This window comes from Pseudomonas sp. VMV1 (assembly GCF_056790235.1).
The window spans coordinates 707,509-718,933 of sequence record NZ_JBXGSE010000001.1 but is presented as its reverse complement, the minus strand read 5'-3'; the positions used below and the strand labels follow the sequence as shown (position 1 = coordinate 718,933).

Below are 11,425 nucleotides of genomic sequence, written 5' to 3'. Positions count from 1 at the left end.
CATGACTGCCACCCATGACGTCGTCGATCACGCCGAACAGAGCATTGCCGTCGGCTCCAAGAGCTTTTCCGCCGCCGCCAAGCTGTTCGCGCCAGAGACCCGCGAGAGCGCGGTGCTGCTGTATGCCTGGTGCCGCCATTGCGACGATGTCATTGACGGCCAGGAGCTGGGCCATGGCCAGGTCGAGGGCGACCGCCTGGGTGGCCAAGAGCGTCTGGCCGAGCTGGAACGGCTGACCCGCGCGGCCTACGGCGATGAGTCGCTGCGGGATCCGGCTTTCGCTGCCTTCCAACGGGTGGTCAAGCGCCACGGCATTCCCCTGGCGCTGCCGCTGGACCACCTGGCCGGCTTTCGCATGGATGTCGAGGAACGCGTCTATGTGGAGCTGGAAGACACCCTGGAGTACTGCTACCACGTCGCTGGCGTGGTGGGCGTGATGATGGCGCGGATCATGGGCGCCGAAGACGAGGAGACCCTGGATCGCGCCTGCGACCTGGGCATGGCCTTCCAGCTCACCAACATCGCCCGCGACATCGTCGAGGATGCCCGTATCGGGCGTATCTACCTGCCGCGCCTATGGCTCGACGAGCTGGGCGTCCCCGCTGCCGAACTGGCCGAACCCCAGCATCGCGATGCCGTGGCGCAACTGGCCGAGCGTCTGGTGCGCCTGGCCGAGCCCTACTACGACTCGGCGCGCCAGGGCATTGCCGCCCTGCCCCTGCGCTCGGCCTGGGCCATTGCCACCGCGCGGGGCGTCTATCGCGAGATCGGCGTGCAGGTGCTGCAACTGGGCGCCCACGCCTGGGATCAGCGCGTCAGCACCAGCACCGCCGACAAGCTGCGCCTGGTCTGCCGCGGCGCTGCCCGCGCCATGCTCTCGCGGCACCAGCGCAACGAGGCGCGCCCGGCCACGCTCTGGACCCGCCCGCGCCGCTGACGCCCGCCATAGAGCGGCGGTCACATTTGCGTGCATCTCGGGGATGACCAACGGCAAACTTTTATGCGATAAACGGGTCGGATTAAAGCGACCCCTCGCGGGCCGCGGATGGATGGATGCCTGAGCCAGAGCGCTGCATCCGGTAGTCAGCCTACGAGTATGGGATTTGCACATGCACAAGACGGAAACGGCTGTTTCACACGATCGCTTCGCTGCCTCCTCGTCACTACTTGCCCTTGGCCTTTCCGCTAACGCGCAGTCCGGTTACAAGCCCGAATTCTTCACCGCCACCCAGTGGCGTACCCTGGTCGCGCTCTGCGCGCATCTGCGGGCCGACAGCGAACAGGCCGATACCCGCCTGCCCGAATTCATCGACCGCCACATGCTCACGCCCTATGCCCATGGCGATAGACCCAACATCATCGATCCCTTCGACGATCAGGCACAGGTGCAACAGGGCGCCAATCTGCGCGACCTGCTGCGTGATGGCCTGACCGTGGTGGATGCCTACTGCACCGAGCGTCTCGGCGCGGGTTTCGCTGACCTGGCCGCGGGTGAACAGGCTCAGGTGGTCACCGCCGCCGAGGCTGGGACCCTGAACCCGCCCGCCAAGGAATTCATCGATCTGCTGCGCAACGAAAGCGAGCGCAGCCAGTATGCGCACTCGCTGTTTGCCGCCTACGACACCCCCGCCGTCGCCTGATACCCCACTGCGCCTCCCTCGGAGGCGCAGCCCTCTCCTACTCCACGCCCTCTTCAGCCTGATCCCGCGCCTTGCGTTCGCGCGAGGAATTCAGCGCGCCACCGTGTATCTCGCGCAGCTGCTGCTTGAGTTTCTGCGTAGTCGGTGCCAGCAGGAAGCCGAAGGACACGCAGCCCTCTCGACCATCCACCGCATGGTGCATGCGATGCGCCTGATAGAGGCGCTTCAGGTAGCCATTGCGCGGGACGTAGCGAAATGGCCAGCGCTGATGCACCAGGCCATCGTGGGCGATGAAGTACAGCAGGCCGTAGAGCGTCATGCCGGCGCCGATCCATTGCAGGCGCCAGTAGCCGGCATTGCCGAGAGCGATCAGCAGGATGGCGAGGCCGGCGAAGACGATGGCATAGAGGTCGTTCTTCTCGAACCAACCCGTGCGCGGGCGATGGTGGGATTCATGCCAGCCCCACCCCCAGCCGTGCATGATGTACTTGTGCGACCACCAGGCGAAGGCTTCCATACCCGCCACGGTCGCCAGCACGATTCCCGCATTGATCAGTAATTCCAACGTTACCTCCGCAGCCACCTGCTTGGAAGCTGCTCACAATCTGCTGCGCGTCGGCCAAACCGTGTTGAAAATGCCCTGGAGGGCCAGCCCCGTCGGAATGCTCATTTACCATTCGTAAACTCCGCTTCCTCAGGCATTTTCGCCTTGTTTGTCTCTAGCTCGCGAGCTCGTGAACACCTTCTTAGGACGTCGCTGCCGGTTCGGCTAGCGTGCCGGCAGTCTCGCCCAGCAGGGGCGAATCCACCGGTAGACAGACCTGCAGGATACCCGGACGCACCTCGAATCTCACCCGGTCGCGCTTGACCGGTTCGCCGTCGAGGTTCATGTCCAGGCCTTCGGCGGCCTCCAGCTCCACCCAGGGCAGGCGCGCACGCACGAACATCTCCTCGGTGCTGAACCCCTTGCTGAGGAACTCGCCAAGGGTGCCGAGCACGTCCTGGGAGGCCGGCAGGATGCCGATATCGAGCAGGCCATCGTTGACCACGGCCGTGGGACAGAGCACATGACCACCGCCCGCCTGGCGGCCGTTGCCGATGCCAAGGGCGAGGAACTCGCCTTCCCACTCGAACCCCGGACCACGGAAATGGCCGTGGGCCGAATGCACCTCGGCGAAGCGGGTCAGGCCGGTGAGCAGATAGGCCGCCCCGCCGAGCAGGCGTTTGAGTTCGCCCGGAGTATTGGCGGTGACCTGGGAGCCGAAGCCGCCAGTGGCCATGTTGAGGAACAGCTGACCATCGGCTGCCACCAGGTCGATGGCGCTGGTCGGGCCATCGAGCAGCGCCAGGGCGGCCGCGGGCTCTACCGGCACGCCGGCGGCGCGGGCGAAATCATTGGCGGTGCCCAGCGGCAGCAGACCGAGGCGCGCCTGGCTGTGGTTCTGCGCCATGGCTTCGGCCACCGCGCGCAGGGTGCCGTCACCGCCCGCCGCCACCAGGGTGCCGTAGCCCTCGCGGGTCGCCTGCTCGACGAAGCGCGCGGCGTCGTCTTCTTCCCAGGTCACTCGCACATCGATGCGATGGCCGGCGGCGCGCCGTTCGAGGATCGCCTCCCGGACCTCCTCGTTGCCGGTTTCCTTGCCATTGAGAATGACCAGGGCTGCGTCAGCCAGGGTGCCTGTCGTCGTCATGTCTGTCGTCCAAGGTTGGCTCTGCGCGGCGAGATGCCGCGTCAGGTGCCGGGCAGTGCCCGGCGAGCGAATCTGGAGACTAGGACTGTGGCCCAACGGCCACGTTCAGTCGCGACCTCCGGCTTGCTACGCCTTGAGCAATTCGGCCAGCGGGATGAAGCGCACCGGATCGCCCTCGGCGAAGGTACGGTCCTCGCGGAGCTCTACCAGACCATGGGCCCAGGCCGCGGTTTGCAGCACGTTGGAGCCCTGGTTGCGGTGAGGTACCGCCCGGCCATTCTCCAGCCGCGCGCGCTGGTATTCGCGACGCGCACCCGCCCGTGGCCAGTCGAAACCAGCCGGCACCTCGACACTCAAGGGCGCCACGTCGATCTTGCCGGCCCGGCGCAGCAGATAGGGCCGCGCCAGCAGACCGAAGGTCACCAGCGTCGAGGCCGGATTGCCCGGCAGCCCGATCAGGGGGATACCCCGGAAGCGTCCGCAGGTCAGTGGCTTGCCTGGTTTGAGCGCCAGCTTCCACAGCGTCAGCTCGCCCTCTTCGCGCAGGGCCTGGCCGAGATAATCGGCCTCACCGACGGAGACGCCACCAGTGGAGAGGATCAGGTCGGCCTGCAGCGAGCCCAGGCGCTTGCGGGTCTCGGCGAGGTCATCCGGCAGGATGCCCTGGTCCGACACCTCGCACCCCAGCCGCCGTAGCCAGCTGATCAGCAAGGCGCGATTGCTGTTGTAGATCTGCCCCGGCCCGAGTGGCTGGCCAGGCGCGACGAGTTCGTCACCGGTGGACAGCACCGCGACCTTGAGCCGTCGATGGACTTCGAGCTGGGCACGCCCCAGCGAGGCGGCGACGCCCAGCTCCACCGGGCCCAGGACGGTCCCGGCCGACAGCACCTCGTCACCCACCTTGACCTCGTTGCCGCGGCGGCGGATGTTGCGGCCCGGCCGCAGCATCTCGACGAAGCGCACCCGACCGTCGTCGAGGACCTCGGCGTTTTCCTGCATTTCCACGCAGTCGGCACCGGCGGGCACCGGCGCGCCGGTAAAGATCCGTGCGCAGGTTCCCGGCTCCAGGGGCGCAGGCGCCTGGCCGGCGAAGATGCGCTGGGAAACCCGTAGCGGCTCGCCCTGCCAGTCATCCAGCCGCAGGGCATAGCCGTCCATGGCGCTGTTGTCCCACGGCGGCAGATCCAGATCGGCGATCAGCGGGGCGGCCAGGATACGGCTGTCAGCGTCTCCCAGGGCCACGCGCTCCTGGGGCAAGGGGCCGTCTTCGGCCGCCATGGCCAGCAGACGGGCCAGGGCTTCTTCCAGCGACAGCAGGCTCATCCGCGCGGCCCGCAGGGTTCGGCCTGCTTGAGATGCGGCACGAAGTTGCAGGGTCGATGGCGGTTGTCCAGCTGCTCGGCGAGGATGCCGTCCCAGGCAGTGCGGCAGGCATTGGTCGAGCCCGGCAGGCAGCAGACCAGGGTGCCGTTGGCGAGACCCGCCAGGGCGCGGGACTGCACGGTGGAGGTGCCGATGTCGGCCACGGAGATCTGGCGGAACAGCTCGCCGAAGCCATCCACCTGCTTGTCCAGCAGGCAGGCCACGGCTTCCGGGGTGCTGTCGCGACCGGTAAAACCGGTGCCGCCAGTGATGAGCACCACCTGCACCTGGTCTTCGGCGATCCATTGGGCGACCTGGGCGCGGATCTTGTAGAGGTCATCCTTGAGCAGCACGCGGGCGGCGAGGAAATGCCCGGCGGACTCCAGGCGGTCGACGAACAGCTGACCAGAGGTGTCGTTGTCGAAGGTCCGGGTGTCACTGACCGTCAGCACGGCAATGTTCAGCGGTACGAAAACCGCCTCGGCTTTGTGGCTCATCTGCTTGGGTTTCCGAAGTATGCGAGGGAAGAAGGCGTGCAGCGAGAGACCGCTGGACGGGCAGCGGGTTTCCCGGGGGTGGTGAGCGGCGGGCTGGCGACCGCCAGAGGGCGACCGCGCCCACAGAAAGAGGCACTGTCGGCCACGGTCAACGGAAAGGTCCGGGAGGGCTGCATCACCACAGCCTAGAGGAAAAGCCGACGCCCCTTCAACCAGAAGGGTGCGTCTCTGGCCCTGGCCTAGCGCTTGCGCTGCTCGCCTTCGGCGTGGGTGTCCCACTTGATGGGGCGCGGATCGGCGATGTCGTTGGTGTCCTGGCTGAAGCGGCCGTATTGCGGCGCGATGTCCGGATCCTCTTCCCAGGTCGCCTGCTGCTTGAAGGTGCCGGCCTTGCGATCGAACTTGAGGAAGTGCCGGGCCGTCTTGCCGCCCCAGTCCGCGGACGGCAGCGAGATGAAATCCACCTGGTACTGGTCATCGGTCAGCTTGCCGTGCACCACGTAGACGCCGTAGTGCTCCTCGCCCGGGGAGATGATCTTGTAGACGCCGTTGTCGTAGTAATAGAGGGTGGCGTCGGGATAGGGCTTCTTCTCGTAGAGCTTTTCGTAGAACAGCTTTTGCCGGATGGTCGGCTGGCCAAAGGTGACCTTGACCGAGGGCGGTTCACCACCGCCGGCGCCGAAGGCGGGCAGCGCCGCCATGGCCAGGACGGATAACAGCATCGTCTTCATCGTTTCCAAACTCCTTTTGGGCGGGAACTCCCGCCCGCTGTGCGAATGGGATAAAAGGTGTCTAGCACGCCACTTTCCAACGGGCGCGCCCGAGTCTAGCCCAGCGCCCGAACCAGGCCAACCCGCGTTCTTGACGGGGCCGCTGGCGAAACTCGGCTAGGATGGTCGCCCGATTTCCCTTCCGGCCAGCGCGCCAACGCCCACCCGAGGTCCCCTGCATGTCACTCCTGCCCGCCTCCATCCTCATCCTTGCCGGCGGCCGTGGGCAGCGCATGGGTGGACGCGACAAGGGCCTGGTGGAATGGCAGGGCCAGCCGCTGGTGGCCCATGTTCAGGCCGCGGTGCGCTCGCTCACCGACGATCTGGTGATCTCCTGCAATCGCAATGCAGCGTGCTATGCCCAGTGGGCGGACCAGGTGGTGGCCGATGAAGAGCCCGACTTTCCGGGCCCCCTGGCCGGCATCCTCGCTGGCCTCGCCGTGGCGCGCCACGACTGGGTGCTGCTGCTGCCCTGCGATGCGCCGCGTCTCGATGCCCCCCTTGCCCACCAGCTGCTGGCGGCAGCGCAGGCGACCCAGGGGCCGGTCATGGCGCGCCAGGACGGCTATTGGCAGCCCCTGTTCACCGCCCTCCCCCGACACCTGCTGCCCGCGCTGCGCCAGGCCTGGGCTCAGGGCGAGCGCAGCCCGCGTGGGGCGCTGCTGTCCCTCGGCCTGACCGGCGTGGAGTTTGCCGAGGACGATGCCCGCCTCGCCAACTTCAACGATCCCACGGCGCTGCAACAGCCGGGGTGAACGCAGGGAACCGCGGCGCCAGCGCAGGTGACCGGACGGTTCTGGGACGAACTCGGCCCCAGACGCGCGGTCCTAAGCCCGCTTGGTTGCCAAGAAAGGAGACTGTCCCATGAACAAGCACCTGCTCCCCGCCGCCCTGCTGGTCGTTGCCAGCGCCCTGCTCGCCGGCTGCTCCACGCCCAGCGTCATCACCCTCAACGATGGCCGCGAGATCCAGGCCACCGATACGCCGAAGTATGACGACGACTCGGGCTTCTATACCTTCAAGCAGCTCGACGGCAAGCCGACCCGCATCAACAAGGACCAGGTTCGCACCATCAAGGAGCTCTGATTCCTGCCCGGCGCGATTTTTTTACCTAACCCCTTGTGCTTGCATGAGTTTTAGGTAGAATGCGCGCCATCCATTACGGAGCGTAGCGCAGCTTGGTAGCGCGTCTCGTTCGGGACGAGAAGGTCGCTGGTTCGAATCCAGTCGCTCCGACCAATTTGATCCGCAAGGATCACCCCAAGGCCCGCCTAGTGCGGGCTTTGTCGTTTCTGGCATTTGGCTTTTCGCTTTGGCCACCCTGGCCCCTCCTGCAGCGAGGCCAGCAGCACGCCTACCTTTTTCTGGTCAGCGACAGACCGCGCGGAGCGGCCTTTGTGTGCCTTGCACTCCAGCTGTAGAGCAACGCCTGGCCGCTACACCGCGTGGAACCGCGCCAGCTTGACCGTCTCAGCGTCAAAGGCTGCTGGGTGGCGATTCACGATCCCTTCGAAAGCGCCTCGGGGCGTGCCGAATATCTGCCAATCGCTACGCCCTGAAGCGTCGCCAGAATGGGAGACGCGGCGTTGCACCATCCCCACCAAGCCACCGGCCCGTATGCCTTTGATGACATCGTGCGGCAGCTGCCCAGCGCGCCGGAGCGTGGCAACACCTGCGGCCAGGACATCCAGTATCTCCTCCTCGACGACAGAGAAAGGGCCACTGCCAAGCCTGGCTTTCTTGATCAGATAACGACGGGCAAGGGTGAGCCCGTGCCGATCCAGTTCAGCCCGGACTTTCTCATTCATGAGGCCCTGGGCAGTGAGACTACTCTCAAGCGCGATGAGGTATTCCCAGTCAAGCACGTGGGAAATCTGAGCGACGATACGATCCATGGCAGCAATCCCCTGCAAGCCGGTCCTTGGTGGCGATCTGATAGCAACCGAGCAGGATCGTTCCCAACCGACTGTTCCTTGCCGCTGGAGTCCTCCTTACCCCGCGCGCGCCGTTGTCCCCCTGCCACACCTGCGGGCTAAATGTGTCGGTTTTTCTGCATCCCTGCAGTTGAGCTAAAGCTACGCCACGTGTGGCCGACAGCCCTACTGGGCCCTTTTAAAAAAGCCTGCGAATCCCTGCAGCAGGCTGCGTTTCTGCCGCGACCAGCAAAAATTTCTGATCGTGGAAGGCTCCGACTTTTTTCGAGTCGAGGCAGCAAGGTAGCCACTGGAAATGCACGGGCGAATCTAGTATCAAACTTTTAAACAAGGAGAGTTATATGAGTTCTTTTAAAGGCATCATTGCTTGGGCGCAAGACCTGGAAGCATGGGAAGCCGATTTGATAAGACGCCTACTAATCGACAACACTTTGGCAGTTGGGTTAAGCGAAGTATCAACTAACCTAGCAGCCCACTTTAAAATTCACGAACCTAACAGCTCTATATGCATCAAGCCTTTGATGGCAGAGGAGCAAGCTAGACCAATTCAAGAATCTTCTAATGAAAAATTTTCAATTTGCTCGATCCATTCAGTTTCTAATATAAACGCCATTAACAGCACTTCTATATTAGATTTTGGTCACGACGGAATTACGATTATCTATGGCGAAAATGGCTCTGGGAAATCAGGATATTCAAGAATCTTGAAAAATGCTTGCCATGCCAAGCATGAAGAGCGGGAAATCCTGAGAAACATATACAACAAATCCATCTCAGCTCAATCAGCGACAATAGGCATAAAAATCGGTGATATAAAATCTGAATGGATATGGCAGCCAAACAATCAACACCCCCTGCTAAAAAGTATAAATGTTTATGATGTGGATTGTGGAAAAGAACTACTAGATAAAAACAATCAGGTGTCTTTCAAGCCGGAGGGAGCTGAAGCATTTGACAATGCGACTGAGATCTTAGACTTAGTAAGAGCTGAAATAAATAAGCTGATGAAGGATGCTACTCCTCCGACAATTCAAAATCTTGAATACCATCCTGACCGTAAGCTTGAGATCGACAACATTGGACAAGCACTGAGCGATGAAAATGTTGTAACCCTGACTAGCTTTACCGCAGAGGAAGATGAAGAGCTCAACAAAGTAAAGCTATCCATTCAGAATTACGAAAACGGCACAACAATTAGCGACATAGAAAAAATAAACACAATAATTTCCAGCCGTCTACCCAGAGCCATACAGCGAGCGAAGCTAGCACTTGGTATTTTCACGTCGGAAAAATCAGAACTAATATCATCACTTGCTGAAAATTTAGCTACGACAAATAAAGCTTATGAATTAGCCCTTAGCGCGTATAGCACAACAGACCCTCTATCGGGCATACACTCACCGGAGTGGAAGCGACTATTTGAGGCGGCCAGAGAATTTTCTGAAAAGCTGGCCTACCCTGGAGAAGCCTACCCGAAGGGGTCCAGTCAAACATCCTGCGTACTTTGCATGCAAGAACTTACCGCCGAAGCCCAAGAAAGGCTCTTGAGGTTTGATAGATACATAGCAGATAAAACTCAAAAAGACTTTGAACAAGCTTCACGCCTTTATCAAGATGCATTATCAGGAATTAAGGCATGCAATATTCCGGAACAAGACACTTACGAACCACTTGTCGCCGACCTCATCTGGGCAGTAGGTTCAGACGGAGGGCTAGGAAATGTATTCATTACACTACACCATCGTAAAAGCTATTTTGCCCCCTCTACACAGGATAAATTCGTCGCCTACAACACTGACCCTATAGATATTGACTTACTAGAGACCACACTTAAAGCCGAGCTTCAGAGAAGGATTCAGACTCTAACCGAATCATTAAAGCCAGAGCAATATCAAGCAAATATTGCAAAGAAAAAACGGCTGGAACTGAATCAAGAAATAAATAAAAAGCAGGTAGCATTTGTCGACTATCGGAACGCGCTGCTCCACAACCGAAAAGTTACCGCAGCAGCTGCCTCCATCACAACGACGAAGCAAAGGTTTTCTACAAAATCAAGAAGCATAATATCTCAATACGTCACGCCTGAGTTTGTAAATAACTTCCAGAACGAATTAACCGCACTGGGGATGGATACGAAGATAGAGATATCGCCAATTGTGAGAACAGGCGACACTTCCCACGCTTTTTCTTTAATGTCGAAGAAACCAGGAAAGGTTCTTAGCGAGGGTGAGCAAAAAGTCATATCTATTGCCGCCTTTTTAGCGGAGCTAAAGACATTCAAAAATAAATCACCGATAATCCTAGATGACCCAGTAACATCACTGGATCATGTTTATCGCGAGCGAATTGCATCACGACTTGTCAAAGAATGCATATCTAGACAGGTCATCATCTTTACACATGACTTATCGCTGATAATGGAAATTGAAGGAAAGCTGACCGAATCTGCGCTAAAGGGTGAAACACCATCTAAAACCATTGTCACAATTAGAAGAAATGGAACTGATTCGGGCCTTTGCGTTAACAAGGCACCGTGGAGGGGAATGAGTACCTCTAGCAGGATGCAACATCTTATTGAACTACTAGCAAAATTCAAAAATCAGCACAATTCAGATATTGAGAGTTACAATCAGAAGGCAGCTTATTTGTACTGCCTTCTGCGCGAAGCTTGGGAATCCTCAATTGAGCAGGATCTTTTTGGCGATGTGGTTACTCGCGGCAGAAATAGCATTCAGACTTTGAGACTACCCGAAATTTTTATTGATGATGACGACATCAAGACAATTGAACTCGCAATGTCTAGATGTAGCACATGGATGTTCGGCCATGATAAATCGCGAAATTTAGCGGAAAATCGCCCATCGCCGGAAGAAATCACAGGCGATATTGATGAACTTAGAGCATTTTCCAAAGCACTTGTAAAACGCCGTGAGTCTACAAAAGATCGCAGAAAGAAAAGCCTACAGCCCGCAGCAACGGATAAAGGCTGAACATTACAAAACTTAGCGCTGGATGCTCCGCTGACCTACGGATTGCATCCAGCCATTCTGCGAGACAGTTACAACTTAGAGAACCCGCCGCGCTTATAACCTAATTGCTTGGTGTCTCTGAAAATCCTGTCGCCTAACCCTGGCTCAGCGTGTGTCTCGAACCACCAAGACTTCCCGAGCGAAAGCACTGAGGTTGGGTTTGAGGTTACCGAGCGTGTATGCCAGCATTTACATCGACATGAAAAAGCCTTATTTGGAGCCACCTTCAGGCGGATTGACTGACGTAGTCGCTCGACCAGTTTGATCAGCAAGGATCATCCCCAAGACCCGCCCAATATGGGCTTTGTCGTTTCTGGCATTTGCTTTAGCGCGCCGACAGGCTCACTACCCCTCCCCCCAACGCACCGTTTTAACACCAGCCTCACCACGAACAGCAGACCACGCCCGGCGCACGCTCAAGCGATCAGCTGACGGCGTTCGTGCTCAGCACGCTCCCGCCGTGCGGGTGGGCTCGTTAGGGTCTAGGTCAGACCAGGGGCAA

At 59.8% G+C, this 11,425-nt stretch carries 11 protein-coding genes and 1 tRNA gene; 6 read left to right on the top strand and 6 right to left on the bottom strand.

Translation table 11 applies throughout. The annotated features are described in order from the left end of the window. Nucleotide 1 precedes the first annotated feature (1 nt). Nucleotides 2–937: a phytoene/squalene synthase family protein gene (locus ACUCV0_RS03315; protein ID WP_482211996.1), complete on the top strand. Its 936-nt coding sequence runs from the start codon at nt 2–4 to the stop codon at nt 935–937. A gap of 172 nt (nt 938–1,109) precedes the next feature. Continuing rightward, the gene (locus ACUCV0_RS03310; protein WP_271654449.1) at nt 1,110–1,640 is read left to right on the top strand and encodes a gluconate 2-dehydrogenase subunit 3 family protein; all 531 of its coding nucleotides are present in this window, start codon (nt 1,110–1,112) and stop codon (nt 1,638–1,640) included. Between the two features lie 37 nt (nt 1,641–1,677). Here the strand turns inward: ACUCV0_RS03310 and ACUCV0_RS03305 are convergent, their stop codons facing one another. The 5 genes from ACUCV0_RS03305 to ACUCV0_RS03285 all read right to left on the bottom strand — a co-directional run bounded on the left by ACUCV0_RS03305 (nt 1,678) and on the right by ACUCV0_RS03285 (nt 5,921). Beyond that, nucleotides 1,678–2,205, bottom strand: a complete 528-nt coding sequence (locus ACUCV0_RS03305; RefSeq protein WP_482211995.1) for a sterol desaturase family protein — start codon at nt 2,203–2,205, stop codon at nt 1,678–1,680. Nucleotides 2,206–2,386: 181 nt separating this feature from the next. Then, a complete protein-coding gene (yegS, locus tag ACUCV0_RS03300; protein ID WP_059314383.1) occupies nt 2,387–3,331 on the bottom strand; it encodes a lipid kinase YegS in 945 nt (314 codons plus the stop codon). A 126-nt stretch (nt 3,332–3,457) separates the two neighbouring features. Further along, nucleotides 3,458–4,654 (bottom strand): molybdopterin molybdotransferase MoeA, encoded by a 1,197-nt coding sequence (locus ACUCV0_RS03295; protein WP_059314382.1) that lies wholly within the window; start codon nt 4,652–4,654, stop codon nt 3,458–3,460. Then, a complete protein-coding gene (gene moaB, locus ACUCV0_RS03290) occupies nt 4,651–5,190 on the bottom strand; it encodes a molybdenum cofactor biosynthesis protein B (RefSeq protein WP_059314381.1) in 540 nt (179 codons plus the stop codon). Before moaB ends, ACUCV0_RS03295 begins: the two co-directional genes overlap by 4 nt. A gap of 239 nt (nt 5,191–5,429) precedes the next feature. Beyond that, on the bottom strand, nt 5,430–5,921 hold the full coding sequence (locus ACUCV0_RS03285) for a hypothetical protein (protein WP_271654448.1): 492 nt from the start codon (nt 5,919–5,921) through the stop codon (nt 5,430–5,432). 218 nt (nt 5,922–6,139) lie between these two features. Between ACUCV0_RS03285 and mobA the strand changes: the two genes are divergently transcribed. The 3 genes from mobA (at nt 6,140) to ACUCV0_RS03270 (ending at nt 7,199) form a co-directional block, all read left to right on the top strand. Next, nucleotides 6,140–6,715 carry a molybdenum cofactor guanylyltransferase MobA gene (mobA, locus tag ACUCV0_RS03280; RefSeq protein ID WP_482211994.1) on the top strand — a complete coding sequence of 192 codons (576 nt, stop codon included), beginning with the start codon at nt 6,140–6,142 and terminating at the stop codon, nt 6,713–6,715. A 109-nt stretch (nt 6,716–6,824) separates the two neighbouring features. Next, the gene (locus ACUCV0_RS03275; RefSeq protein ID WP_059314378.1) at nt 6,825–7,046 is read left to right on the top strand and encodes a YgdI/YgdR family lipoprotein; all 222 of its coding nucleotides are present in this window, start codon (nt 6,825–6,827) and stop codon (nt 7,044–7,046) included. 76 nt (nt 7,047–7,122) lie between these two features. Next, nucleotides 7,123–7,199, top strand: a tRNA-Pro gene (locus ACUCV0_RS03270). Between the two features lie 197 nt (nt 7,200–7,396). Here ACUCV0_RS03270 and ACUCV0_RS03265 read toward each other — a convergent pair. After that, nucleotides 7,397–7,855 carry a hypothetical protein gene (locus tag ACUCV0_RS03265; RefSeq protein WP_482211993.1) on the bottom strand — a complete coding sequence of 153 codons (459 nt, stop codon included), beginning with the start codon at nt 7,853–7,855 and terminating at the stop codon, nt 7,397–7,399. A 380-nt stretch (nt 7,856–8,235) separates the two neighbouring features. On the opposite strand from ACUCV0_RS03265, the gene ACUCV0_RS03260 reads away from it, so the two are divergent. Next, the gene (locus tag ACUCV0_RS03260) at nt 8,236–10,884 is read left to right on the top strand and encodes an AAA family ATPase (protein ID WP_482211992.1); all 2,649 of its coding nucleotides are present in this window, start codon (nt 8,236–8,238) and stop codon (nt 10,882–10,884) included. Nucleotides 10,885–11,425: the final 541 nt, after the last annotated feature.

What these genes read in the sequence shown, in the direction of transcription:
- ACUCV0_RS03295 (WP_059314382.1), bottom strand. Translation starts at nt 4,654, where the DNA reads ATGAGCCTGCTGTCGCTGGAAGAAGCCCTGGCCCGTCTGCTGGCCATG.
- ACUCV0_RS03310 (WP_271654449.1), top strand. Translation starts at nt 1,110, where the DNA reads ATGCACAAGACGGAAACGGCTGTTTCACACGATCGCTTCGCTGCCTCC.
- ACUCV0_RS03265 (WP_482211993.1), bottom strand. Translation starts at nt 7,855, where the DNA reads ATGGATCGTATCGTCGCTCAGATTTCCCACGTGCTTGACTGGGAATAC.
- ACUCV0_RS03275 (WP_059314378.1), top strand. Translation starts at nt 6,825, where the DNA reads ATGAACAAGCACCTGCTCCCCGCCGCCCTGCTGGTCGTTGCCAGCGCC.
- ACUCV0_RS03285 (WP_271654448.1), bottom strand. Translation starts at nt 5,921, where the DNA reads ATGAAGACGATGCTGTTATCCGTCCTGGCCATGGCGGCGCTGCCCGCC.
- yegS (WP_059314383.1), bottom strand. Translation starts at nt 3,331, where the DNA reads ATGACGACGACAGGCACCCTGGCTGACGCAGCCCTGGTCATTCTCAAT.
- mobA (WP_482211994.1), top strand. Translation starts at nt 6,140, where the DNA reads ATGTCACTCCTGCCCGCCTCCATCCTCATCCTTGCCGGCGGCCGTGGG.
- ACUCV0_RS03260 (WP_482211992.1), top strand. Translation starts at nt 8,236, where the DNA reads ATGAGTTCTTTTAAAGGCATCATTGCTTGGGCGCAAGACCTGGAAGCA.
- ACUCV0_RS03315 (WP_482211996.1), top strand. Translation starts at nt 2, where the DNA reads ATGACTGCCACCCATGACGTCGTCGATCACGCCGAACAGAGCATTGCC.
- moaB (WP_059314381.1), bottom strand. Translation starts at nt 5,190, where the DNA reads ATGAGCCACAAAGCCGAGGCGGTTTTCGTACCGCTGAACATTGCCGTG.